Origin of the sequence: Streptomyces nigrescens (assembly GCF_027626975.1) — a bacterium.
Classification (GTDB): domain Bacteria; phylum Actinomycetota; class Actinomycetes; order Streptomycetales; family Streptomycetaceae; genus Streptomyces; species Streptomyces nigrescens.
Genome location: NZ_CP114203.1, coordinates 6962249 through 6985995, shown reverse-complemented (window position 1 = coordinate 6985995; position 23747 = coordinate 6962249). Strand labels below are relative to the sequence as shown.

Annotated in this window: 19 protein-coding genes; 7 read left to right on the top strand and 12 right to left on the bottom strand. The window is 72.7% G+C overall.

Annotated features, from left to right (window positions below; genetic code table 11):
- Positions 1 to 363 precede the first annotated feature (363 nt).
- Positions 364 to 1242, bottom strand: coding sequence for a helix-turn-helix domain-containing protein (locus STRNI_RS30935; RefSeq protein WP_018090334.1), 879 nt, complete (start codon positions 1240 to 1242; stop codon positions 364 to 366).
- Between the two features lie 136 nt (positions 1243 to 1378).
- Between STRNI_RS30935 and STRNI_RS30930 the strand changes: the two genes are divergently transcribed.
- Complete coding sequence (locus tag STRNI_RS30930) at positions 1379 to 3166, top strand: glycoside hydrolase family 35 protein (protein ID WP_277412399.1); 1788 nt, start codon at positions 1379 to 1381, stop codon at positions 3164 to 3166.
- A gap of 36 nt (positions 3167 to 3202) precedes the next feature.
- Here STRNI_RS30930 and STRNI_RS30925 read toward each other — a convergent pair whose 3' ends face one another.
- From STRNI_RS30925 to STRNI_RS30910, 4 genes are all read right to left on the bottom strand, one after another.
- On the bottom strand, positions 3203 to 6319 hold the full coding sequence (locus STRNI_RS30925) for an endo-alpha-N-acetylgalactosaminidase family protein (protein ID WP_277412398.1): 3117 nt from the start codon (positions 6317 to 6319) through the stop codon (positions 3203 to 3205).
- A gap of 128 nt (positions 6320 to 6447) precedes the next feature.
- Positions 6448 to 7611: a sensor histidine kinase gene (locus STRNI_RS30920; RefSeq protein ID WP_277412397.1), complete on the bottom strand. Its 1164-nt coding sequence runs from the start codon at positions 7609 to 7611 to the stop codon at positions 6448 to 6450.
- Between the two features lie 58 nt (positions 7612 to 7669).
- On the bottom strand, positions 7670 to 7846 hold the full coding sequence (locus tag STRNI_RS30915) for a hypothetical protein (protein ID WP_018090330.1): 177 nt from the start codon (positions 7844 to 7846) through the stop codon (positions 7670 to 7672).
- A 219-nt stretch (positions 7847 to 8065) separates the two neighbouring features.
- A complete protein-coding gene (locus STRNI_RS30910; RefSeq protein WP_266446287.1) occupies positions 8066 to 8863 on the bottom strand; it encodes a S1 family peptidase in 798 nt (265 codons plus the stop codon).
- 265 nt (positions 8864 to 9128) lie between these two features.
- Here STRNI_RS30910 and STRNI_RS30905 point away from each other — a divergent pair, with 265 nt between their 5' ends.
- Positions 9129 to 10028 (top strand): hypothetical protein, encoded by a 900-nt coding sequence (locus STRNI_RS30905; protein WP_266446284.1) that lies wholly within the window; start codon positions 9129 to 9131, stop codon positions 10026 to 10028.
- Positions 10029 to 10066: 38 nt separating this feature from the next.
- Here the strand turns inward: STRNI_RS30905 and STRNI_RS30900 are convergent, their stop codons facing one another.
- Positions 10067 to 10762 (bottom strand): alpha/beta fold hydrolase, encoded by a 696-nt coding sequence (locus STRNI_RS30900; protein WP_018090327.1) that lies wholly within the window; start codon positions 10760 to 10762, stop codon positions 10067 to 10069.
- Between the two features lie 164 nt (positions 10763 to 10926).
- Here STRNI_RS30900 and STRNI_RS30895 point away from each other — a divergent pair, with 164 nt between their 5' ends.
- Positions 10927 to 11973, top strand: a complete 1047-nt coding sequence (locus STRNI_RS30895) for a LacI family DNA-binding transcriptional regulator (RefSeq protein WP_274734976.1) — start codon at positions 10927 to 10929, stop codon at positions 11971 to 11973.
- Positions 11974 to 11993: 20 nt separating this feature from the next.
- On the opposite strand, the gene STRNI_RS30890 is transcribed toward STRNI_RS30895, so the two are convergent.
- Complete coding sequence (locus tag STRNI_RS30890) at positions 11994 to 12515, bottom strand: GNAT family N-acetyltransferase (RefSeq protein WP_274734978.1); 522 nt, start codon at positions 12513 to 12515, stop codon at positions 11994 to 11996.
- Positions 12512 to 13246, bottom strand: a complete 735-nt coding sequence (locus STRNI_RS30885) for an MBL fold metallo-hydrolase (RefSeq protein WP_274734980.1) — start codon at positions 13244 to 13246, stop codon at positions 12512 to 12514. The genes STRNI_RS30890 and STRNI_RS30885 overlap by 4 nt, the downstream gene beginning before the upstream one ends.
- 157 nt (positions 13247 to 13403) lie before the next feature.
- Here STRNI_RS30885 and STRNI_RS30880 point away from each other — a divergent pair, with 157 nt between their 5' ends.
- Together STRNI_RS30880 and STRNI_RS30875 are read left to right on the top strand one after the other, a co-directional pair.
- Positions 13404 to 13892 carry a hypothetical protein gene (locus STRNI_RS30880; RefSeq protein ID WP_018090323.1) on the top strand — a complete coding sequence of 163 codons (489 nt, stop codon included), beginning with the start codon at positions 13404 to 13406 and terminating at the stop codon, positions 13890 to 13892.
- Positions 13893 to 14006: 114 nt separating this feature from the next.
- On the top strand, positions 14007 to 14483 hold the full coding sequence (locus STRNI_RS30875; protein WP_093644796.1) for a PPOX class F420-dependent oxidoreductase: 477 nt from the start codon (positions 14007 to 14009) through the stop codon (positions 14481 to 14483).
- Positions 14484 to 14518: 35 nt separating this feature from the next.
- Here STRNI_RS30875 and STRNI_RS30870 read toward each other — a convergent pair whose 3' ends face one another.
- Positions 14519 to 15241: an SDR family NAD(P)-dependent oxidoreductase gene (locus tag STRNI_RS30870; RefSeq protein ID WP_159488624.1), complete on the bottom strand. Its 723-nt coding sequence runs from the start codon at positions 15239 to 15241 to the stop codon at positions 14519 to 14521.
- A gap of 68 nt (positions 15242 to 15309) precedes the next feature.
- On the opposite strand from STRNI_RS30870, the gene STRNI_RS30865 reads away from it, so the two are divergent.
- On the top strand, positions 15310 to 15891 hold the full coding sequence (locus STRNI_RS30865) for a MarR family winged helix-turn-helix transcriptional regulator (protein ID WP_018090320.1): 582 nt from the start codon (positions 15310 to 15312) through the stop codon (positions 15889 to 15891).
- Between the two features lie 16 nt (positions 15892 to 15907).
- Here STRNI_RS30865 and STRNI_RS30860 read toward each other — a convergent pair whose 3' ends face one another.
- The gene (locus tag STRNI_RS30860; protein ID WP_159488620.1) at positions 15908 to 16669 is read right to left on the bottom strand and encodes an ArsR/SmtB family transcription factor; all 762 of its coding nucleotides are present in this window, start codon (positions 16667 to 16669) and stop codon (positions 15908 to 15910) included.
- 67 nt (positions 16670 to 16736) lie between these two features.
- Here STRNI_RS30860 and STRNI_RS30855 point away from each other — a divergent pair, with 67 nt between their 5' ends.
- A complete protein-coding gene (locus STRNI_RS30855) occupies positions 16737 to 17309 on the top strand; it encodes a hypothetical protein (RefSeq protein ID WP_159488618.1) in 573 nt (190 codons plus the stop codon).
- Positions 17310 to 17435: 126 nt separating this feature from the next.
- Here the strand turns inward: STRNI_RS30855 and STRNI_RS30850 are convergent, their stop codons facing one another.
- A complete protein-coding gene (locus tag STRNI_RS30850) occupies positions 17436 to 18896 on the bottom strand; it encodes a glutamate synthase subunit beta (RefSeq protein ID WP_093644802.1) in 1461 nt (486 codons plus the stop codon).
- Complete coding sequence (gene gltB, locus STRNI_RS30845; RefSeq protein WP_018090316.1) at positions 18889 to 23493, bottom strand: glutamate synthase large subunit; 4605 nt, start codon at positions 23491 to 23493, stop codon at positions 18889 to 18891. Before gltB ends, STRNI_RS30850 begins: the two co-directional genes overlap by 8 nt.
- Positions 23494 to 23747: the final 254 nt, after the last annotated feature.

Sequence of the window (23747 nt, the reverse complement as noted above, 5' to 3'; positions counted from 1 at the left end):
CGGTACATCCCCTCCAACCGTTCAGCGTTGCCGGCTGCCGGCCGGTGACACCGTCCGTCACGGCACAGACCCTGGCCGCGCCCCATCTGCGGGCGGAATGGCCAGGTCCCTACCAAGGGGGGCGATGTACGGCCGTGACGGTGATCGGTATGGCGGGAGAGCCGCGCACGTACGGCGGTCGGAGGGGATGTCCGGTGAGCCGCCCGCAGGACCCGGAGCGAACAACGGGGCTCCCAACCTCCGGGACCCGCGTCGCCCGCGCCGAGGACGGGTTACCGGGCGTCCCCTCCGACCCCACCACCCACACCCCGTAGGCGAACCGGCCCCAGCCCACGGCAAACCCGCACAGGCACCAGCCCACGGCTACCCGCTCACCACCGGTGGATCGTCCGGGTCCGGGATCTGGGTGGACCAGCCGCCGGGGACGTTGTGGACCTGGCGGTCGCGGAAGCGTACGGGGGCGGTGCCGACCCGGCGGGTGAACAGGCGGCTGAAGTAGGCCGGGTCGTCGTAGCCGACGCGGCGGGCCACCGCAGAGACCGGGAGTTCGGTGCCCACCAGGAGTTCCTTGGCCCGGCCCAGGCGTATCGCCAGCAGGTAGTCCTTGGGGCTGCAGCCGGCGCCGCGCCGTACGGCGGTGCGGAGTTCGGCGGGGGTCATACCGTGCCGGGCGGCGTGCTCGGCGACCGAGAGCGGGAGGAAGGCGTCGCGGGCCAGGGCCTGGAGGACGGGGTCGCCGTCGGCGTCGGTGTCGGCGCGGGCGCGGCGCAGGGCGACCAGGAGTTCATGGACGGCGGCGGAAGTCTCCACCTCCAGCAGGGGGTTGCCGCGCCGGGCCGCCCGCGCGATCCGGCCGATGGCGGTCCGCGCCGGGCCGGTGTCCGCGAGCGGTACGAGCGGGCGGTCGGGCTCGATGTAGCCCAGCTCGGTGTAGGTCGCGGCGGCGGGCCCGGTGAAGTCGACGAAGCTCTCGTCCCAGCCGGTCTCGGGGTCGGCCCCGTAGTGGTGCGGTACGCCGGGGACGAGCCACAGCAGTGCGGGGGCGGTGACCGGGCGGCGGCGGCCGTCGGGGGCGGTGAACCAGCCGCGGCCGGCGCTGATGACGAGGGCGACGTGGTGGTCGAGGGTGCGCGGGCCGACCGTGGGGAGGGTGCCGTGCTGGAGTCCGACGCCCAGGCACACCAGGCCGAGCCGGTGGTGGACCGGGCTCGGAGTGAAGTACCGCATCCAGGTGTGGTACACGCCGGGCCTCCCGTCGCTCCGTCCAAACACCGCCGATCTTTGTCCATGGACCGTCACGCCGCCAGAGGGCAAGGGTGACCGGTGACCGTGAGCGCCCGGACGGTGGCGCGCGGCGACTACTCAAGGGCGGGGTGACGTGACGCGGTTCGAGGTGGGTGAGCGGGACTTCTTGCTGGACGGGCGGCCGGTGCGGCTGCTGTCCGGCGCGTTGCACTACTTCCGGGTGCACGAGGCGCAGTGGGACCACCGGCTGGCGATGCTGCGGGCGATGGGCCTGAACTGTGTGGAGACGTATGTGCCGTGGAATCTGCACGAGCCGCGGCCCGGTGAGTTCCGGGACCCGGAGGCGCTGGGGCGGTTCCTGGACGCGGCGCGGGCGGCGGGGCTGTGGGCGATCGTCCGGCCGGGGCCGTACATCTGCGCGGAGTGGGAGAACGGCGGGATGCCGGAGTGGCTGACCGGGCCGCTGGGGCGGCGGGTGCGGACCCGGGACGCGGAGTATCTGCGGGCGGTGGACGCCTGGTTCGGGCGGCTGCTGCCGCAGGTCGTGGCGCGGCAGTGTGACGCGGGCGGCCCGGTGATCATGGTGCAGGCGGAGAACGAGTACGGCTCGTACGGCAGCGACAGCGCGTATCTGGCGTGGCTCGTGGACCGGCTGTGGGCGCTGGGGGTACGGGTGCCGCTGTGCACGTCGGACGGGCCCGAGGACCACATGCTCAGCGGTGGCGGGGTTCCGGGGGTGCTCGCGACCGTCAACTTCGGTTCCGGGGCGCGGGAGGCGCTGGCGGCGCTGCGGCGCCATCAGGCGGGCGGGCCGTTGATGTGTATGGAGTTCTGGTGCGGCTGGTTCACGCACTGGGGGCGGGCACAGGAGCCGCGGGCGCCGGAGGAGGCGGCGGGGGCGCTGCGGGAGATTCTGGAGTGCGGGGCGTCGGTCAACATCTACATGGCGCACGGCGGGACGAGCTTCGGCGGGTGGGCGGGCGCGAACCGCGCGGGTGAGCTGCAGGACGGGGTGCTGCGGTCGACGGTCACCTCGTACGACTACGGGGCGCCGGTCGATGAACGCGGGCGGCCCACGGAGAAGTTCTGGCGGTTCCGGGAGGTGCTCGCCGGGTACGCGGAGGGGCCGCTGCCCCAGGTGCCGGAGGCGCCGCGGGTGCTGGCGGACCCGGTGCGGGCGGTGGTCGGGGAGTGGGCGCCCGCCGAGGACGTGATGGCGGCCCTGGGTGGTGCGGAGGTGGAGGGGGGCGGTCCGGCGACGTTCGAGGAGCTGGGCGTGGACCGGGGGGTGGTGCGCTACCGGGTGGCGGTGCCGGGGCCGCGGGGCCGGTATCCGTTGCGGGTGCGCGGGCTGCGGGACCGGGCGGTGGTGTGGGTCGACGGGGAGCTGCGGGCGGTGGTGGACACCGAGGACGCCGTGGTCGGGGAGGTGGCCGGGCCGGCGTCGGTGGAGGTGTGGGTGGCGTCCCTGGGGCGGGTCAACTACGGTCCGCGGCTCGGCGAGTCCAAGGGGATCGTGGGCGGGCTGCTGCACGAGCGGCAGTTTCTGCACGGCGTGCGGTCGCGGGGGCTGCGGCTGGACGCGCTGGAGGAGGCCGGGGCGTTGGCGCGGGTGCCGTTCCGGGCGGTGGAGGGGGCCGGTGGCGGGGCGGGGCTGTACCGGGGGACGCTGACGGTGGCGGGGCGGCCCGGTGACGCCGGTCTCGCGCTGCCGGGGTGGCGGCACGGGTTCGCCTGGATCAACGGGTTCTGTCTGGGGCGCTATTGGGACGAGGGGCCGCAGCGCACGCTGTATGTGCCGGGTCCGGTGCTGCGCGAGGGCGTCAACGAGCTGCTGGTGTGGGAGTGGGAGGGCGCCCCGGCCCCGGTGGGGGAAGAGGCGGGGGCGCCCGGTCTGTATCCCTGCGCGGCGGGGCGCTGAGGATTTCGTGGGGGCGGGTGGCCGCCCCCACGGTCGTCACACCTCGCGGACCTCGAAGGTGTCGAGGACGAACTCCGCGGTCCCGTCGTCGCCCGTCTTGCGCAGCCCCACCCAGGCCTCGCCGGCGTCGGGCGCGGTGAACTCGTAGGTGTGGGTGGCCGGCCGTGTCGCGACGGGCAGCGGGGTGCGGGTCAGTTCGCGGGGTGCGGGCTCGTCGACGGCGGTGATCCAGGCGTACTGGGCGGCCTTCTCGTTCGCGTAGCGGAAGGTGACCCGGTAGCGGCGGCCGGGGGTGAAGCGGACGGTGTGCGGGACCGTCCGGTAGACGAGCCCGGTGTTCTCGCCGCGTGACTTGAGCGACTGGCCGCCGTCGAGGACGTCGTCGACGGCCTTGCCGTTCCAGCCGCGCTGGGTGAACGGGGCGTGCCGCTGGGCGATATGGGTGCGGGGGTCGGTGCTGCCGCCCGCGTCGCCCTTGACGAAGACGCCCCAGCCCTGGGGGACGTGCTCGAAGTCCTCGTAGGCCAGGGCGCCTTTCCTGGTGGTGGGCCGGGCGGGCACGACGCGGAGGTTGTCGAAGCGGACGCGGGCCCGGCCGGCCGCCGCGGTCAGGGTGAGGGTGACCGGGCCGCCGCCCTCGGGGACGGTGAAGTGGGTGAAGAGACGCTGGAAGCGGGTGCCGGATTTGCGGTCGGCGGCGACGTAGTTGCCGGCGGTGGAGGTGTCGGTCCAGTTGGTGGCGGTGAGGCCGTCGGCGGTGCGGATCTCCAGGCCGGCCCGTCGTCGTTCGCCCGCCGTGGCGCCGACCTCGACCTGGACCGAGGCGGCGTAGCTGCCGGGGGCGAGCCGGGCGAGTTTCTGGGCGACGGTGGCGGCGGCGCCCGCGCCGATGACCAGCTCGTAGTCGCCCAGCTTGCTGAGCCGGACCGAGGCCGGGCCGGTGACCTGCCGGCCGTCGAGGGTTCCGGAGTGGAAGCCGGGGTCGGTCAGCGGGGTGCCCTCGCCCCAGTGGGGGTCGCCCTGGGCGGGGGCCTTGGTGCGGTGGACCACATAGGCCACCCCGGGCCGGGCGGTGAGGGTGATCCGGCCGCCGCTGACGGGGACCCGGGTTTCCTGGGTGCGGCCCTGGTCGGTGAGCCGGTAGGCGTAGACGGCTGCGCTGCCCCGCCAGCCGCGGGGCAGGGACCAGGTGGTGGTGCCGCCTCGGGGGTTGTAGTGGTAGAGCCGGTCCGGGTCGGTGGCCCGGCGCGGCTCCCAGGGGAGCAGGTAGGTGCCGTCGTCGTAGACGAGCCGGCCGTCGGTGGTGATCTTGCGGGCGCCTTCCGCGTCGCTGACGGAGGTCCGGGTGGGGCCCTCGAAGGTGATCTCGTGTGCGCCCCAGGTCCTGATCGGGTACGCCTGCAGGTATTTGGCGGGCAGCGCGTCGGTCCAGATGAGGGTGTGGAAGGTGTGCCAGTCGGTCTTGCCGACCCAGCCCTCGAAGTTGCCCATCCGGGGGTTGCCGAGCAGCGTGGGCCACTTGTCGGCGAAGACGTCCTTGTGGTGGTTGCGCAGGAAGCGGATCAGCCGGGAGTTGATACCGCGTGAGGTGTCGGGCCCGTAGTCGGTCTCCGTCGCCCAGTGCGACCACAGGGCGGAGCGTTCCAGTCCGTGGCCCCATTCGGTGGTGACCTGCCAGCCCTGGTCGCGCAGATGGCGCTGGAGGCGGTCGGAGTTCCAGCCGGACTCGCGGAAGACGTCGATGTAGAGGGTGTTCAGCGCGGGGTCGGTCTCCTTGCGCAGCTGGGCGAAGCGCCGGGCGATGTCGCCGGAGACCAGATCGCGGCGGGCGTCGATGCGGTAGGACTGGTCGAGCCAGTCCCACTGCTTGTCGTCCTTGTTGACGAGGCGCTCGGAGAAGGCGTGGGCGACGGGGTAGGACTCGGTGGCGTTGACGTGCACCGCGAAGTCGCTGTGCCACTTCTTTCCGGCGCGCAGCAGGGTGTTGAGGTCGGTGAGGCCGCCGGCCCGTTCGTTGTAGTTGCCGCCGTAGTCGGGGTGTGCGGAGTCGTGGCCCTCGGACTGGTAGCCCTTGAGCAGGGTGAACTGCCGCAGCCCGTCGGTGGCCAGCGCGATCCGTTTGACGTTGTCGAGGGTGGCGAGAAAGGGGTTGGTGGCCTGGCTGGCGAAGTTGAACGGGATGTGCGGGACGACCCGCAGATGCTGTGCGTCGGCGCCCAGCGGCATCACCATGATGTCGCGCAGCGCGATGGCGGCGTCCTGCCAGTCGGCCGTGCCGTCGCCGTTGCGGTCGCGGGTGACGATGACGGTCGCGTACGGCAGCGGGTCGGTGGCGTTGGGGGCACCTCCCGCTGAAGCGGAGTCGGGAGTGGGGGACGGTTGTCCGGCCGCCCGGTGGGTCCACTGGCCGCAGCCCAGCTGCGCCCTGACGAAGCCGTCGCCCTGGGTGGTCTGCCGCCACAGCCGGCCGTTCTCCCAGGTGGTGGCGCCGGCGGGCCGGTCGTAGGAGGTGTTGGTCTCGATGCCGGCGGCCAGGTGGCCGGTGGCGACGACGGCGTAGGCGCAGCCGGTGGGGGTGGCCTCGGCGGGGGTGTCGTCGGTGACCTCTATGAGGGTGTCGCCGCTCTTGGCCTTGTCGAGTTCGATGCGGGCGGCCAGCAGGGTGGCGCCGGGCTGGTCGCTGCGGACGCCGATCAGCGCGAGGCCGGGGATCTCCAGGGTGCCGATGCGCAGTGCCGGGGTGTCGGTGATGCCGGTGACCCGCCAGGTGATCTGCCGGCCGTGGACGGCGATCTCGACGGTGATGCCGGCGCCGCCGTCGAGGCCGAGGGTGTAGGTGGCGCGGCCGGCGCGGGTGCGGTGGGTGACCCGTGGGGTGTGGGCGGTGCCGTCGATGAGGAGCCGGTTGACGGGGGTGTCCTGGCCGTGGAGGACGGCGCCGGTGCCGCGGTCGGTGTAGGAGACGATGCGCGGGAAGGCGGTGTCGACGCGGACCTCCAGCGCGTCGGACCGCAGCACCGCCTCCGCCGCGCGGGGTGCGGCCGTGGCGGTCCGCGGGGCGAGCGGGAGGGTGCCGGCGACCCCGGCGGGCGCGGTGGCGGCGACGACCTTCCGGCGGCTGGGCCCGGTCGGGGCACCTGTCTGTTCGTTCACGCGCGCGGTCCTCCTTCGTGCCTGCACTGCCTGTCGGCGGACAGCGTGCTGCCGGTGCGGGGCGTGCGCCTATGGACAAAGGAGGGGCAGGTGTTGGACAGATGTGCGGCGGGCGGGGCGGGCGCGGGTCAGGCCGTCGCCCCGCCGTCGAGGGGCAGGACGGCGGTGAGCTCCCAGCCGCCCTCCGGCGCGGGGCCCGCGGTGAGCCGGCCGCCCATCGCCTCGGCCCGTTCGGTGAGGCCGGCCAGGCCGAAGCCGCCGCCGCGGGCCTGTTCGGAGAGGCGGGCGGGGGCGCCGCCGTCGTTGGCGACGCGCAGTTCCACCCCGCGGGGTACGGACCGCAGGCCGATGCGTACGGCGGTGGCGTCCGCCGCATGCTTGCGGATGTTGGTGAGCGCCTCGCGCACGATGCGGTGGACGGCCGCGGCCACCTCGGCGGGCAGGGCGTTCGCCGCGCCGGTTTCGAGGGCGAGGACGACCGGTGGGCCGGTGCGGGAGAAGGTGTCGGTCATCGCGCGGACCTCGGCGAGCCCGGCGAGCGGGTGGGCCCGCGCCCCGTCCTCGCGCAGGACCCGCACCAGCCGGCGCATCGCGCCCAGCGCCTCGCTGCCGGCGGTCTCGATCCGTTCGAAGGTGGCGCCGGCCGGCGGTCCGTCGAGGGCGGTGTAGCGGGCGGCGCGGGCCTGGACGACGATGCCGGTGACGTGGTGGGCGACCAGGTCGTGCAGTTCCCGTGCCAGTTCCAGGCGCTCGGCGGCCCGGACCGCCGCGAGGTCGCGCAGCCGCTGGGCGTCCTGCCGGCGCAGGGTCAGCGAGTAGGCGGCGACGACCACGGTGAGCACCGCCTGGACGACGGTGAAGATGCCCGGCCGGAGGTCCCGCAGCGGGGTGAGGACGCAGGCCAGGCCCAGCAGCGGGCCGAGGACGGCGGCGGTGCGGGCGGGCGCCCGGCGGACCACACCGGCGAGCAGCAGGAGCAGGGCGAGGCCCTCGCCCAGGCCCCATACCTGCGCGGGGTGCGGTCCGGCGAGCAGCACCGCCGATCCCGTCAGCGAGATCACGGCCGCGGCGGCGGCCCGGACGGTCAGCGGGATCCGGGCGGAGGGCACCGCGCACAGACAGACCGCGACGGCGATGGCCGCCATGGTCGCGTGCGGCCGGGCGGGCTGGTGGGCCATCCCCACGGCTTCCAGACCGACGAGGAGCAGCAGGAGCAGCGCCGGGCCGGCCTTGGCCGCGGCGCGGTGCCGCGGCAGGTTCGTCGGCCATCCGCTGCGCGGGGCCCGCGGCATGCGCGCAGGGGCCGCCGGGGCCGGTCCGGTGGACCGACGCCGGGTGAGGCGGTGCAGTTCAGCCCCGGACCGCGTTCGAGGGGACATCGTCCGGCGACTCGACGAGGTCGTGATGTCCGCCGAGCAGGACATAGGCGAGGGCCGCGGCGGAGGCGGCGAGGAGCAGTGCGGCGCAGACCGTCGTGCGGCGGTGGCGGTCGGGCGCCGGGGGACGGCGGCGGGGCTCGGTGGTCATGCCGTTCACGCTAGGGAGCCCGGGCGAGGCCGCCCAGGGGCCGTCCGGTCATCCGTGACGGCACAAGGCCCGGCCGGGAGGCGGTACTCGGTCCCGGGGCTGCGGGACCGAGGTCCTTGGAGCGGGGGGACCAAAGGCCGGGACCGGGGTCCGGGTCCTTGGCCCCCCTGCGAAGGGCCCGGGGGGCGGCTCCCCGGGCCCCGGTGTGCGGGGGGGCGGTCAGCCGCCCAGTTCGCCCGCGGCCTTCTTGATGTCGGCGGCGAAGGCGCTCACCTCGCTGTAGACACCGGGCTTGCCGGGTCGTGCGCAGCCCTCGCCCCAGGAGACGATGCCGACCTGGAGCCACTTGCCGGCGTCGTCCTTGCGGAACATCGGGCCACCGGAGTCGCCCTGGCAGGTGTCGGTGCCGCCGGTGTCCAGCTTGCCGGCGCAGATCTCGTCACCGGGGGTCAGCTGGTCGCCGTAGGCCTTCTTGCAGGCGGCGTCGTCGACGAACGGCACGGTCGCCTTGAGGAGGTAGCGCTGCTGCTCGCCGCCTTCCTTGTCGGCGCCCCAGCCGGCGATGGTGAAGTCGCCGTTGTTGAGCTTGTCGTCCTCGGCGATCTTCAGGGTGGGCTGGTCTATCGGCTTGGCGAGCTTGATCAGCGCCCAGTCCTTGCCCTTGCCGTTGTAGCCGGGGGCCTGGAGGACCTTGGTGGAATTGACCTTGACGGCGGCGGAGTCCTCCAGGTCGACCACGCCGGCGGTGGCGGTGATGGAGGTGTTGTCGCCGCTCCCGTCGACGCAGTGCGCCGCGGTGAGCACGATGTCCTTGGCGTAGAGGGCTCCGCCACAGCCCATCGACAGCCGGACCATGAAGGGGAATTCACCCTGGTCGGCCTTGGTGCCGCCGACGACCTTGGTGGAGGGTTCCGGGGCGGGCGCGGCCGAGGCCGAGCCGGGCTGGAGGCTGAAGGCGGCCAGGGCGACCGCGCCGACGGCGGTGGCTCTCTTGAGGTGCTTCCGGTAGGTGCGCAACGGGCTTCCTTTCGTGGGGGGTTGCACGTCGATGACGAGCCCATGCCAACACCGGAGCCGGACGTGGCCGTCGCGCACAGCACATGGAGGACGACAGCACGCCGTGAGGCGTCCGGACCCAGTGGGGGATGAGTCCGTACAGCGCCCTGTGATTATGTGGAGTGGCCGATCAGGGTGACAAGGGTGCGCATCCGGCCAACTCCCGTACGCGCCACGCCCCGTACGGTTCATACCGGACTTTCCCGGCCCCCCGTACAGTGGCCGGGTGACCACGGGCGGCAGAGAGATCGAGCACGGATACCCCCACCTCGACACGGTGCGCGCGGCCGTCCACGCGCTGTTCAAACGCCTTTCGTACGACACGGTGAGCACCTTCGGCACCAGCGTGCTGCCCGTCGATGTGGCCTTCGACGAGACCGAGGACCTGCATCTGGGCGCACAGCGGGTGGCCCGCGCCATGGTCCGGCAACTGCATCTGCCGGATGCGCGGGCAGTCATCACCTTCCGCGAGATGGAGCACGCCGCGAATGTCGAACTCACCGCGGGGCCGGAGTACTTCATCGAGCTCAACGAGCGCTTCACCAAGCACCGCAAGGACATCGGCGCCGCGCTGGCCCATGAGGTGATGCATGTCTACCTTCACCGCCTGGACCTGGCGTTCCCCGGCACCCGCGACAACGAGATCCTCACCGACACCGCCGCCGCCTATCTCGGCGCGGGCTGGCTGCTGCTGGACGCCTACCGCGAGCACGGCCCGTTCTCGCAGAAGCTGGGCTATCTGACGCCGGAGGAGTTCGGCTATGTCCTCGCCAAGCGGGCCCGGTTCTTCGGGGAGGACCCGGCGCCGTGGTTCACCAGCCCGCAGGCGTACGACGCGTACACGGCGGGCGCGGCACGGGCCCGCCAGGACCTGCGCCGGCCGCCGCTCGCCGACGCGGGGTGGGCCGCCCGGCTGCGCTACGCCAAGGACCGCCGGGCGGCACAGGACCCGCGGCGCGCGGGCCGGCCGCCCGCCGCCGGTGAGGGCTATGCCTTCGAGGGCCCGTCGCCCCTGCGGGTGTCGTTCCCGTGCCCCGCCTGCCATCAGCGGATCCGGGTCCCGGTCCGCGGCCGGCTCCAGGCACGCTGCGGGCTGTGCAAGACGCTGCTGGACTGCGATACCTGACGGAAAGCCGACTTGCCCCAAGGCTCGCGGTCCGGTTCCTAGACCCAGCCCTCCAGGCCCGCCATGAAGCCGTCGAAGTCGTCGCGGTGGATGGTGTGTCCCGTGCGGGGCACCGTACGCACCTCGAAGCCCCGCTCGGTCAGCTCGGCCGCCGCCTGCTCGGAGAAGAGGAACCCCTCCCCCGCGAACTGCACCAGGGACGGGACGACCGGCTTCTGGGGCGTGTGGTCCTGCAGATGGACGGCGGACAGTGCGAGGGCGGTCCCGGTGTCCCAGTCCGCGACCGTGGCCAGTTCGAGATCGACATCGGCGTCGCTCCAGCGCGGATTGAAGGTCCGCACCATCTCCCGGTCGGCCCTCTTGAACGCGACGAACAGGGCCGGGTCGACGGGCTGTCCGAGCCGGGCGAGCGACCAGGCCGGATCGCAGTACACCGCCCGCCGTGGCTGCAGCCGCTCCACCGCCAGGGACAGCGCCAGCGCGCCCAGTGAATGCCCGATGACGACCTCGGGGGCGGCGGGCAGGGTCTCCACGAGGTCCTCGGCGAACAGCTCGGTGCCGTACTCGCCGCGCGGGCTGCGGCCGTGGCCGCGCAGATCGACGGCGAGCACCCGGTAGCCCCGGCCGGCGAGCGCCGGACCGACCCGGTTCCAGGTGCGGTGATCGGACATCAGACCGTGGACCAGCACCGCGACGCGTTCGCCGGTGCCCCATTCGTGGGTGTGCAACTGCATGCCCCTGCCTCTCTTCGGTTCCCGCGCTCTCCGACTCCCGATGGTCCGGTCCCGTTCCCCGGGCCGGTTCACACCGGCCAGACGTTACACGTGTCAGTTGAGCGGGGGAGCGCGCTCCGCCCCGACCCGCCGGAGATTTCCGCTGTGCGAGGATGCCCGGCAGGATGACTGACCGAGCCGGCCCACGGGCCACCCCAACACCCCCGACCAGTGCGGCGGTTGCCCGTCGCGCCGGGGTCTCGCGCGCGACGGTCTCCTACGTCCTGAACGGGCAGGCCGCCGGGCGGGTCGGCGAGCGCACCCAGGCCAGGGTCCGGGCCGCCGCCGAGGAACTGGGGTATGTGCCGCACGCCGCCGCCCGCAGTCTGCGGGCCGGCCGGGGCCGCATCGTACTGCTGGCCGCCCCCGCCGACGCCGCCGAGGTCTTCGGCCCCCTCATCACCCGCTTCCTGGCCGGTTTCCAGACCGCGCTGCACCGCCTCGGCTACACCGGCGTGCTGCACGGTGCGCCCGCGCACTCCCCCATGGCGGCCGCCCGCGCCTGGGCCGAACTGCGGCCCGCCGCCGTACTGAACCTGTACGGACCGCCGCTGGACGCGCCCGCCGTCGAGCTGCTGCACCGCGCCGGCACCGCCGCGGTCCTGGTCCTCGGCCGGTCGGCGCCAGCCGGCGCCCACACCCTCCTCCTCGACCAGCGGGAGGCCGGACTCCGGGCCGGTGAACACCTCCTGGCCCGCGGCCGCCGGCGGATCGGGGTGGTGCGGCCCGCCGAGCCGGGGCCGGCGGACTGCGCGGAGCTCCGGCTGGCGGGCGTACGGGCCGCGGCCGCCGCGCACCCCGGCGCACAGGTGCGCCCGCTCGACCTCGCCCGCACCGAGGAGTCCGCGGCGGAACTGGCCGCCGCCTGGCCGGAGCTGGGTCTGGACGCGGTGTTCGGGTACAACGACGAGTACGCGATGCTGCTGATGCGCGCCCTCCAGGACGCCGGCCACACCGTCGGCGCCGAAGGCCCGGACCGCCTCGCGGTGGTCGGCGTGGACGATCTGCTGCCGGCGCGGCTGCTGCGCCCCCGGCTGACCAGTGTCCGCGCCGAGATCACACCCCCGGAGCGGATCGCCGGCCTGGTCGCCGACCTGCTCCTCGACCCGGCCGCCCCGCCCGAGACCCACCGGCTGGGCACCTTCCACGTCATGGCCCGCGAGTCGGGCTGAAGCGACGGCCGCGGGCGCCGCTACAGCTCCTTGCGCATCAGCGTGCACATCGTCTCGTACCGGCGCACCACCCCGTCCGGCCCCTGCGCGTCCCAGGCCTCGGGCTGCCGCCCGTACGCCCGGTAGCCCAGCCGCTCGTAGAGGGCGCGCGCCCGCGGATTGTCCTCCTCCACGGCGAGTTCGGCACGGTGCACCCCGCGGCCGCGTATCCGCTCTTCGGCCGCGGCGATCAGGACACTCCCGATACCGCACGACTGGAGGGCGGGCAGCACCGCGAGCTGCCACAGCAGGCCCGCGTCCGGCCGTGCGCGGTGGTCGACCCCGCCGATCGCGACCGGCTCCCCGGAGGGCGGGCAGACCGCGAGATAGTCCACTTCGCCGAGCCGGGCCCTCACCAACTCCCGCTCCACATGCGCCAGATGGAGCGGCGATCCGGACCAGCCGCAGGCCGGCAGATCGGCGGGTGTCAGATCGCGCACGGTCAGCGGCACGGTGACGGCCCGAGCGCCGGGCGGCGTGCCGCGGCCGTCCGGCGCCCTCATTGCCAGTCCTTCTCGGGGGTGGCCGCGGCCAGGACGTCCCGGGCTCCGGTGCGCAGCGGGACGCCGTGCGGGACGCACACCGTGTCGACCTCGTCGAGGGCGGCGAGCCGCCGGAAGGAGGCGATGGCCTCCTCGCGTGCGACATTGCCGGGGCCGAGGACCGCCCGGGTGCCGTCGGGGGTGGCGCCGATGATGTCGCCGGGGAAGAGCAGCCGGCTCTCGGGGAGGTGCAGCGCGATCCCGCCGGGTGTGTGGCCGGGGACGTGCAGCACCCGCACCGGCTCCGGCCAGCCGTCGAGGGTGTCCCCCTCGTGCAGGGCGACATCGACCTCGACAGGGCGCAGCGGCGGGATCCCGGCGGCCGCGAAATCAGCCATGATCCCTTCGAACAGCGACCGCTCCGCGGGGCTGAACACCGGCGCGGGTTCGGGTGCGGTGCCGCGGATGTACGGGGCGTCCAGCGCGCCGGCCAGTACGCGGGCGCCGGTGGCGTCGACCAGGTCGGCGGCGGAGCCCATGTGGTCGATGTGGGAGTGGGTGAGCACGATCTGCCGCAGCTGGTCCGGCCGGCCGCCGAGCCGGGCCAGTGCGCCGAGGACGGCGGGGGCCGAGCCGGGGACGCCGGTGTCGATGGCGGCGTATCCGTCGTCGGGGAGGGCGACGAGGTACACATGCCCGACGGGGAAGGCGAGTTGCCAGACGGTGGGGGTGATCTCGGTGAGTGCGTCCATGGCCTGGACGCTAGCGAGCACAGAGCCGGTGGCCACCGGCTTTGCGCCGTGGGCGGATTGAGCGCGGAGCGGAAGCGTCCCGGCACACGAGGGCGGAAGGCGGCCGGAACCTGTCTTGCCTTTGGTGCGTCTCATCGCCGAACCAAGGAGGCATGTCATGCGAGGATCCCACCTCTCCCGCACCCGTACCCTCACCACCGTGCTCGCCCTGGCGGTGTCCGGCACCGCCGTGCTGTCCGGCTGCGGCCAGAAGCAGCAGACCGTGGGCAGCGCGCCGCCGCCGAAGAAGCCGGACGCCTTCGAGCAGCGCGCGGACCAGATCGTGCGGCACTGGCCGAAGGTCGACCCGGTCTCCGGGCGGAAGCAGGCGCTGCTGCCGCTGGCCGGCGCGGACCGGCCCAAGAACACGGGAGTACGCGAGATCACCGTCACCGTCGGGCACAGCGCCTGCGATGTCCGCTTCGGCGCCCGCAGCCATGAGTCGAAGGACCTGGTGGTGATCACCGGCTGGGGCAAGCGGAAGAGCTCCAAGGGGATGTGCACCGAGCAGCTGGCGACCGACAAGGTGAAGGTGCGGCTCAAGAGCGCGCTGGGCGACCGCAAGGTCGTGGACGCGGCCACCGGCAAGGACCTCCTCAAGGGCTGACCGCCGGTCCGCCGCGGCGGCCGGTCCGGTGCGCCGCTCCGCCTTCGAGGGCGCTCCACGCCCCAGGGGGTGTCTCCCCGCTCTCCGTGGGAGACACCCCCTAGGCTCGCCCGCATGAGCCCTTCCACCGCCACCAACACCCGTGTCGACCTGCCCGAGCTGCTGGAGTTCGTCCGCCCCCGGCACCGTGCGATCCTGCTCACCCGCCGCAGCGACGGCACCCCGCAGGGCTCGCCGCTGACCTGCGGGGTGGACGACTCCGGGCGGCTGGTGATGGCGACGTACCCGGAGCGCGCCAAGGTCCGTAACGCCCGCCGGGTGTCCTCGGTCAGCGTCATCGTGCTGTCGGACGAGTGGAACGGTCCGTGGGTGCAGATCGACGGCGAGGCCGAGATCATCGATACCCCGGATTCGATCGAGCCGCTCGTCGAGTACTACCGCAACATCGCCGGTGAGCACCCGGACTGGGACCAGTACCGGGAGGCGATGCGCAAGCAGGGCAAGTCGCTGATCCGGGTGACGCCGCTGCGCTGGGGGCCGGTCGCGACCGGCGGTTTCCCGGCCCGGCTCACGGAGGGCGGCGGCGCGTAGGGCGCACCGCCACGCCCCGTACGGGCGGGCCGGCGTCAACGGGTGGTGCGGGTCCCGCCGTTGACGTTCAGGACCTGGCCGGTGAGGTGCCGGGCCGCAGGTGACGCCAGGAAGGCCACCGTTCCCGCGATGTCTTCCGGGCTCCCCGCGCGGCCCACCGCCGCGTTCGCCACCAGCTGGTCGCGGCGCTCGTCGGTGAGCCGGTCGCGGAAGAATTCGGTGTCGGCGATATAGCCCGGTGCGACGACGTTGGCGGTGATGTCGCGGGGGCCGAGGGTCCGGGACAGTTCGACGTTCCAGGAGGCGAGGCCGGCCTTGGCCGCCCCGTAGGAGCCGGCACCCTGGTCGGCGGCGATCGACCCGAGGTGGACGACCGCGCCGCCGGCCGCCAGCCGTCCGTCCAGCGCCCGGGTGGTCAGGGCGGCGCTGACCAGGTTCGCGTCGAGGTTGGCGCGGAAGTCCCGGGCCCAGGACGCCAGGTCGGTGGCCGCGTCGGTGTCGAAGTCGGTGTTGCCGCCGGCGTTGTTGACCAGGACGTCGATCCGCTCGGGGAGCCGGTCGAGCAGCTCGGTGAGCGACCCGGGGTCGGTGTGGTCGCACACCAGCGGGCGTACGGTTCCCCGGCCGGCCGCGGTCTCCTCCAGGGGTGCGAGGCGCCGGCCGGTGACGAGGACGTCGTCGCCACGGTCCGCGAAGTGGTGGGCGACGGCGCGTCCGATGCCGGTTCCGCCGCCGGTGACCAGGATGGTGCGTGACATATGCTGAGCTCCGTCCATCACGTTCAGGTCTAAATTTAGAGCTGAACATAACATCACCGGGAGGGCCCGTGGCAAGAGAATCCGAGGCGGAGGGCGGCGACGGCCGCCCGGAGGCCGAGGCCTCCCCCTACCCCGTGGAGGAGATCGCCGCCGCCTGGGAGCGCGAGCGCCCCGGCACCCCGGTCTCCTCGATCGGCATCGTGACGCCGATCTGGCAGCTGGCGAAGCTGCTGGGCGACGACCGGCGCCGGGTACTGGCCCGCGCCGGGATGGACCCGGCCACCCTCGACCTGCTCAGCGTGCTGCGCCGCAGCGGCGAGCCCTACACCCTGACGACCCGTGAGCTCGGCCGTCGCTCCATGGTCACCGCGGGAGCGGTCTCCCAGCGGGTGGCACGCGCCGAGCGCGAGGGGCTGGTGACCCGCCGGCCCGGCGAGGGCCGCCCGCGGACGGTCCTCGTCGAGCTGACCCCGGCCGGCCATGACCTGATCGAGGCCACCGTCGACCAAGTGCTCCACCGCGAGGCGGAGTTGATCGACGGCCTCACTCCCGCGCAGCAGGAACAGCTCGCCGGTCTGCTGCGGATCCTGCTCCAGGACACCCAGCGCAAGCTCGGCGACGACCGGATCGGCCAGGTCGGCGAGGCCTGAGGAGGGCCTTCGCCGGTCAGGTGCGGGGCGCCGGGAGGGCCAGGGAGGGGAAGAGCGCCTCGTCGGGCAGTCCGAGCTGCGCCCGGAAGGCGGCACGGCCCGCCGCGGTGAGGGTGAGGATGCGGGTGGCGACGGCCTTGACGACCCAGTCGCGCTCCAGGGCGTGCCGGTAGAGCGCCGCTCCGACCGCGCCGGAGAGATGCTGACGGCGCACCGTCCAGTCGAGGCAGGTGCGGACATGGGCCCGGTGGGCGGCCGGCGGCGCGGCGTCGGGGATGCCGAGTGCGGTGAGCCAGTCGGCGCCGGCGGCGGTCAGCACCAGGCCGTAGTCCCGCGCCAGCAGGCCGCGTTCGGTCATCGCCTCGGCGATGGCGACGCCGAGGGCGCCGGCGATGTGGTCGTAGCACGTCCGGGCGTGGTGCAGCGCCCGGCGGTGGTTGGCCTCGGCCAGGGAGCGGATCGGGACCTGGCGGTAGGGGGCCAGACCGGCGAGGTTCTCCAGGGTCTCCGCGGTCTCCGGCCCGGCCAGCCGTACGTATCGCCGTCGCCCCTGGCGCTCCTCGGCGAGCAGTCCGCCGGAGACCAGGAGGTTGAGGTGCTCGGTGGTGGTGGACGGCGCCACCGCGGCGTATTCGGCCAGTTCGCCCGCGGTCCAGGTGCCGCCGTCGAGCAGGGCCATACAGATCGCGGCACGGGTGCGGTCCGCGAGCAGCGCCGCGAGGGCGGCCAGATCGGGGGTTTCCGCGACGCTTTCCTGATCGGCGTCCCATCGTTTCATGTACACAGAGTAACCTCTGATAACATTTCGGTGAGCACCGAATCAACCGGCTTCTATCCTCGGCACCATGAAAGGCGCGCTGGAGAAAAGCAGTTCGGTCGCCCCGGCGCTGCTGTCCACGGAGAACGACGACGGGACATTCGTGCTGGTCGAGCTGCGCATCCGGTGGGAGCTCGGACCGGTCGTCAGCGTCTGGCTGCCGGCTCGCGGCCGCACCGCGCAGAACCTCGCGGTACGCCCGGACGTGGTCTTCAATCTGCCACCGGACGGGACGGGCACCGAGGAGGGGACCAGCGCCCTGCCGTACTCCACGGACGCGCCGTGGACGGAGCCGTCCGAGCTGGTCCGGCCGCCCCGACTGGTGCACTGTCCGGTGCAGTTGGAGGCGCGCCGGGTCGGCGAGCGGACGGTCACCGACGGCGCGTGGACACAGATCGAGGCGCAGGTGCTGCGGGTGCATGCCGATCCGCGGTGGGTGCTGCCGCTGGGCGACGGGCGGATCGACCTGGGGGCGTGGCATCCGCCGGTGCACGATTTCCGGCCGCCGGGCACTCCCCCGCCGCAGGCCGTACCGGCGTCCGCACAGGAGATGGCACGGCAGTTGGGGCGGCGCTTCCCGGCCGCACGCGGCGGCTCGTAGGGCAGTGGCCGCGGCGCAGCGGGCCCGGCAGCACAAACGCCGCGGCGCCTGCCCTCCGGTCGGGGGAGGAGGCAGGCGCCGCGGTTGTTCCGCACGACGTTGTACGGGACATCGGGGGACGGTCGGTCACACGGTCAGTGCCCGGTCCGTCGGCTTGATGGGAGCCGGCAGGGCGCTGACTCCGGTGAGGAAGCGGTCCACGCCCTTGGCCGCGGAACGGCCCTCGGCGATGGCCCACACGATCAGGGACTGGCCGCGCCCGGCGTCACCGGCGACATACACACCGGGGACGTTGGTGGCGAAGTCGGCGTCGCGCGCGACATTGCCGCGCTCGTCGAGCTCCAGGCCGAACTGCTCGACCAGGCCGTTCTCCTGGTCGGTGCCGGTGAAGCCCATCGCGAGGGTGACCAGCTGGGCCGGGATCTTCCGCTCGGTGCCGGGCTTCGGCGTCGGACGGCCGTCCTTGAACTCCACCTCGGTCAGGTGCAGCCACTGGACGTTGCCGTCCTCGTCGCCCTCGAAGTGGGTGGTGGAGACGGAGTAGACCCGCTCGCCGCCCTCCTCGTGCGCGGAGGTGACCTTGTAGAGCATCGGGAAGGTCGGCCAGGGCTGGTTGGCGTTCCGCTCCTCGCCGGGCTGGGGCATGATCTCCAGCTGGGTGACGGAGGCCGCGCCCTGACGGTGGGCGGTGCCGACGCAGTCCGCGCCGGTGTCGCCGCCGCCGATGACCACGACGTGCTTGCCCTCGGCGGTGATCGGGGCGACGGTCAGGTCCCCCTCCTGCACCTTGTTGGCGAGCGGGAGGTACTCCATCGCGAAGTGGATGCCGTTCAGCTCACGGCCGGGCACCGGCAGATCGCGGGAGGTGGTGGATCCGGCGGCGATGACGACGGCGTCGTAGCGCTTGCGCAGCTTCTTGGCGTCGAGGTCGCGGCCGATCTCCACCTCGGTGCGGAACTTGGTGCCCTCCGCGCGCATCTGCTCGATGCGGCGGTTGATGTGGCGCTTCTCCATCTTGAACTCGGGGATGCCGTAGCGGAGGAGACCACCGATACGGTCCGCGCGCTCGTAGACGGCGACGGTGTGGCCGGCCCGGGTCAGCTGCTGGGCGGCGGCCAGTCCGGCCGGACCGGAGCCGATGACGGCGACGGTCTTGCCGGAGAGGCGCTCGGGCGGCTGCGGGGTGACGTCCCCGTTGTCCCACGCCTTGTCGATGATGGAGACCTCGACGTTCTTGATGGTCACCGGCGGCTGGTTGATGCCCAGCACACAGGCGGCCTCACAGGGCGCGGGGCAGAGGCGACCGGTGAACTCCGGGAAGTTGTTGGTCGCGTGCAGCCGCTCGCTGGCCTCGGTCCAGTCCTCGCGGTAGGCGTAGTCGTTCCACTCGGGGATGAGGTTTCCGAGCGGGCAGCCGTTGTGGCAGAACGGGATACCGCAGTCCATACAGCGCGACGCCTGCTTGCTGATGATCGGCAGCAGGGAGCCGGGCTGGTAGACCTCGTTCCAGTCCTTGACGCGCTCCTCGACGGGGCGGGTCTTGGCGACCTCGCGCTCGTGGTTCAGGAAGCCCTTGGGGTCAGCCATTGGTCGCCGCCTCCATCATCTTCTCGTGGGTCTCGGACTCGGAGAGTCCGGCCTGCTCAGCGGCGTCCTTGGCGACGAGCACTGCCTGGTACGTGGGCGGGATGACCTTGCTGAAGCGCGCGGCTGCGGCATCCCAGTCGGCGAGGAGCTTGGCCGCGACGGTGGAGCCGGTCTCCTCCTGGTGGCGCTGCACGACGTCGTGCAGCCACTGCTTGTCGGCCTCGTCCAGCGGGTTCACCGCGTCGACGAGCTCCTTGTTGACGTTGGCCTTGTCGAGGTCGATGACGTAGGCGAAGCCGCCGGACATACCGGCCGCGAAGTTGCGGCCCGTCTCGCCCAGCACGACCGCGTTGCCGCCGGTCATGTACTCGCAGCCGTGGTCGCCGACGCCCTCGGAGACCACCGTGGCACCGGAGTTGCGGACGCAGAAGCGTTCGCCGACCCGGCCGCGCAGGAACAGCTCGCCGCCGGTGGCGCCGTAGGCGAGGGTGTTGCCCGCGATGGTCGAGTACTCGGCGAGGTGGTCGGCGCCGCGGTCCGGGCGGACGACGACCCGGCCGCCCGACAGGCCCTTGCCGACGTAGTCGTTGGCGTCGCCCTCCAGGCGCAGCGTGATGCCGCGCGGCAGGAACGCGCCGAAGGACTGGCCGGCGGAGCCGGTGAAGGTGATGTCGATGGTGTCGTCGGGCAGACCGGCACCGCCGAACTTCTTGGTGACCTCGTGGCCGAGCATGGTGCCGACGGTCCGGTTGATGTTCCGGATCGCGACCTGGGCCCGCACCGGCTGGGCGGCCTCGGCGGTGTCCGCGGCCAGGGCGTCGGCGGCGAGCTTGATCAGCTCGTTGTCGAGCGCCTTCGCCAGGCCGTGGTCCTGCTCGATGACCTGGTGGCGCACGGCGCCCTCGGCCAGCTCGGGGACGTGCAGCAGCGGGGCCAGGTCCAGGCCCTGCGCCTTCCAGTGGTCCACCGCGCGGGAGGTGTTCAGCAGCTCGGCGTGGCCGATGGCCTCGTCGAGGGTGCGGAAGCCCAGCTCGGCGAGGAGCTCACGGACCTCTTCGGCGATGAACTGGAAGAAGTTGACGACGTACTCGGCCTTGCCGTTGAACCGCTCGCGCAGCGCCGGGTTCTGGGTGGCGATACCGACCGGGCAGGTGTCCAGGTGGCAGACGCGCATCATGACGCAGCCGGAGACGACCAGCGGTGCGGTCGCGAAGCCGTACTCCTCGGCGCCCAGCAGGGCGGCGATGACGACATCGCGGCCGGTCTTGAGCTGGCCGTCGGTCTGCACCACGATGCGGTCGCGCAGGCCGTTGAGCAGCAGCGTCTGCTGGGTCTCGGCCAGGCCCAGCTCCCAGGGGCCGCCCGCGTGCTTGAGCGAGGTCAGCGGGGAGGCACCCGTACCGCCGTCGTGGCCGGAGATCAGGACCACGTCCGCGTGCGCCTTGGAAACACCCGCGGCGACGGTGCCGACGCCGACCTCGGAGACCAGCTTCACGTGGATGCGGGCCTGCGGGTTGGCGTTCTTGAGGTCGTGGATCAGCTGAGCCAGGTCCTCGATGGAGTAGATGTCGTGGTGCGGCGGCGGGGAGATCAGGCCGACGCCCGGGGTGGAGTGCCGGGTCTTGGCGACCCACGGGTAGACCTTGTGGCCGGGCAGCTGGCCGCCCTCGCCGGGCTTGGCGCCCTGGGCCATCTTGATCTGGATGTCGTCGGAGTTGACGAGGTACTCGGACGTCACACCGAAGCGGCCGGAGGCGACCTGCTTGATGGACGAGCGGCGCGCCGGGTCGTAGAGACGCTCGGGGTCCTCGCCGCCCTCACCGGTGTTGGACTTGCCGCCCAGCTGGTTCATGGCGATGGCGAGGGTCTCGTGCGCCTCCTGGGAGATGGAGCCGTACGACATGGCGCCGGTGGAGAAGCGCTTGACGATCTCGGACGCCGGCTCGACCTCCTCGATCGGGATCGAGGGGCGGTCGGCGGCGAAGGAGAACAGACCGCGCAGCGTCATCAGCCGCTCGGACTGCTCGTTCACCCGGTCGGTGTACTGCTTGAAGATGTCGTAGCGGCGCGAGCGGGTGGAGTGCTGGAGCCGGAAGACGGTGTCCGGGTCGAAGAGGTGCGGCTCGCCCTCGCGGCGCCACTGGTACTCGCCGCCGATGTCCAGCGCGCGGTGCGTGGCGGCGATGCCGGAGGCCGGGTAGGCCTTGGCGTGCCTCGCTGCGACCTCCTTGGCGATGATGTCCAGACCGGCGCCGCCGATCTTGGTGGCAGTGCCGTGGAAGTACTTCTCGACGAACGCCTCGTCCAGGCCGACGGCCTCGAAGACCTGCGCGCCGCGGTAGGAGGCGACGGTCGAGATGCCCATCTTGGACATGACCTTCAGGACGCCCTTGCCGAGCGCCTTGATGAGGTTCTTGATGGCGGCCTCGGCCTCGATGCCGGGCAGGAAGGTGCCGGCGCGGACGAGGTCCTCGACCGACTCCATGGCCAGGTACGGGTTGACGGCCGCGGCACCGAAGCCGATGAGCAGCGCGACATGGTGCACCTCGCGCACATCGCCGGCCTCGACGAGCAGACCGACCTGGGTGCGCTCCTTGGTGCCGATGAGGTGGTGGTGGACCGCGGCGGTGAGCAGCAGCGACGGGATCGGCGCGTGCTCGGCGTCCGAATGGCGGTCGGAGAGCACGATCAGCCGGGCGCCGTCGTCGATGGCGGCGTCCGCCTCGGCGCAGATCTCCTCGATCCGGGCGGCCAGCGACTCGCCGCCGCCGGAGACCCGGTAGAGGCCGGAGAGGGTCACGGCCTTCATGCCGGGCATGTCGCCGTCGGCGTTGATGTGGACGAGCTTGGCGAGCTCGTCGTTGTCGATGACCGGGAAGGGCAGGGTCACGCTGCGGCAGGAGGACGGGGTCGGCTCCAGGAGGTTGCCCTGGGGGCCGAGGGAGGAGATCAGCGAGGTGACGAGCTCCTCGCGGATGGCGTCCAGCGGCGGGTTGGTGACCTGCGCGAAGAGCTGGGTGAAGTAGTCGAAGAGCAGCCGGGGGCGCTCGGAGAGCGCGGCGATCGGCGAGTCGGTGCCCATCGAGCCGATGGGCTCGGCGCCGGCCTTGGCCATCGGGGCGAGGATGACGCGCAGCTCTTCCTCGGTGTAGCCGAAGGTCTGCTGGCGGCGGGTGACCGAGGCGTGGGTGTGCACGATGTGCTCACGCTCGGGCAGGTCCGCGAGCTCGATCAGACCGGAGTCCAGCCACTCCTGGTAGGGCTGCTCGCCGGCGAGCTGCGCCTTGATCTCGTCGTCCTCGATGATGCGGTGCTCGGCGGTGTCGACGAGGAACATCCGGCCGGGCTGCAGGCGGCCCTTGCGGACGACCTTCGCGGGGTCGATGTCCAGGACGCCGACCTCGGAGGAGAGCACGACCAGGCCGTCGTCGGTGACCCAGTAGCGGCCGGGGCGCAGACCGTTGCGGTCGAGGACCGCGCCGACCTGGGTGCCGTCGGTGAAGGTGACACAGGCCGGGCCGTCCCAGGGCTCCATCATCGTGGAGTGGTACTGGTAGAAGGCCCGCCGGGCCGGGTCCATGGAGGGGGAGTTCTCCCACGCCTCGGGGACCATCATCAGCACGGAGTGCGGCAGCGAGCGGCCGCCGAGGTGGAGCAGCTCCAGGACCTCGTCGAAGGAGGCGGAGTCGGAGGCGTCCGGGGTGCAGACCGGGAAGATCCGCTCCAGGTCCTCGCTGCCGAAGAGCTTGGAGGCGAGCTGCGACTCACGGGCGCGCATCCAGTTGCGGTTGCCCTTGACCGTGTTGATCTCGCCGTTGTGCGCGACGAAGCGGTACGGGTGGGCCAGCGGCCAGCTCGGGAAGGTGTTGGTGGAGAACCGCGAGTGCACCAGCGCGATGGCGGTGGCGAAGCGGCGGTCGGACAGGTCCGGGAAAAAGGGCTCCAGCTGTCCGGTGGTGAGCATGCCCTTGTAGACGATCGTCCGGGCGGACAGCGAGGGGAAGTAGACCCCGGCCTCCCGCTCGGCGCGCTTGCGCAGCGCGAAGGCCTTGCGGTCCAGCGCCAGGCCGGTGTTCTTGCCGTCGCCGACGAAGATCTGTGAGAAGGCGGGCATGGTGGCGCGCGCGCCGTTGCCCAGCAGCTGCGGGGCGACCGGGACCACCCGCCAGCCGATGACGTCCAGGCCCTCTTCACCGGCCATCGTCTCGATGCGCGAGACGGCGTCGGCCGCTTCCTGGGCGTCGGACGGGAGGAAGGCGATACCGACGGCGTAGGCGCCGGCCTCGGGGAGCTCGAAGGTGACGTTCTCGCGAAGGAACGCGTCCGGCACCTGGAGCAGGATGCCGGCGCCGTCGCCCGAGTCGGGCTCCGAGCCGGTGGCACCGCGGTGCTCCAGATTCGTCAGGACGGTGAGCGCCTGCTCGACCAGTGCGTGGCTGGCCTCGCCGGTGAGGGTGGCCACAAAGCCGACGCCACAGGCGTCGTGCTCATTGCGGGGGTCGTACATCCCCTGCTGGGCGGGGCGGCCGTCCATGGGCGACCAGGCGGCGGCGTCGCTGCTGCTGGTGGTCGCGGAGTGCGTGGACGCGAAACGCATCGGCTCTCCCAACGTCGTCGTGGCATAGGCATTGCCGAGGGACGACGTTGGCCCTCCGCGAAATTTCGTGCAGGTTACAGGATGACTCCCTTCTCAAAAAGCGAAAAGGGGCTTCCAGCATGCGGACACCGCACCTGCGGTGAGTCAGTACGCGGACGGAAACGAGGCCGTCCCACAAGGCGGCGTTCGGCGAGCGACATTGCCCGCGACGCCTGGGCCTTATGCCCGGCCGTCAACAAACCGAAACCGCTGGG

Excerpts from the sequence above, each read along its gene's own strand:
- STRNI_RS30855 (WP_159488618.1), top strand. The coding sequence starts at position 16,737 with ATGAAAGGCGCGCTGGAGAAAAGCAGTTCGGTCGCCCCGGCGCTGCTG.
- STRNI_RS30900 (WP_018090327.1), bottom strand. The coding sequence starts at position 10,762 with ATGCAGTTGCACACCCACGAATGGGGCACCGGCGAACGCGTCGCGGTG.
- STRNI_RS30875 (WP_093644796.1), top strand. The coding sequence starts at position 14,007 with ATGAGCCCTTCCACCGCCACCAACACCCGTGTCGACCTGCCCGAGCTG.
- STRNI_RS30915 (WP_018090330.1), bottom strand. The coding sequence starts at position 7,846 with ATGACCACCGAGCCCCGCCGCCGTCCCCCGGCGCCCGACCGCCACCGC.
- STRNI_RS30850 (WP_093644802.1), bottom strand. The coding sequence starts at position 18,896 with ATGGCTGACCCCAAGGGCTTCCTGAACCACGAGCGCGAGGTCGCCAAG.
- STRNI_RS30860 (WP_159488620.1), bottom strand. The coding sequence starts at position 16,669 with ATGAAACGATGGGACGCCGATCAGGAAAGCGTCGCGGAAACCCCCGAT.
- STRNI_RS30895 (WP_274734976.1), top strand. The coding sequence starts at position 10,927 with ATGACTGACCGAGCCGGCCCACGGGCCACCCCAACACCCCCGACCAGT.
- STRNI_RS30890 (WP_274734978.1), bottom strand. The coding sequence starts at position 12,515 with ATGAGGGCGCCGGACGGCCGCGGCACGCCGCCCGGCGCTCGGGCCGTC.
- STRNI_RS30920 (WP_277412397.1), bottom strand. The coding sequence starts at position 7,611 with ATGCCGCGGGCCCCGCGCAGCGGATGGCCGACGAACCTGCCGCGGCAC.
- gltB (WP_018090316.1), bottom strand. The coding sequence starts at position 23,493 with ATGCGTTTCGCGTCCACGCACTCCGCGACCACCAGCAGCAGCGACGCC.
- STRNI_RS30885 (WP_274734980.1), bottom strand. The coding sequence starts at position 13,246 with ATGGACGCACTCACCGAGATCACCCCCACCGTCTGGCAACTCGCCTTC.
- STRNI_RS30870 (WP_159488624.1), bottom strand. The coding sequence starts at position 15,241 with ATGTCACGCACCATCCTGGTCACCGGCGGCGGAACCGGCATCGGACGC.
- STRNI_RS30880 (WP_018090323.1), top strand. The coding sequence starts at position 13,404 with ATGCGAGGATCCCACCTCTCCCGCACCCGTACCCTCACCACCGTGCTC.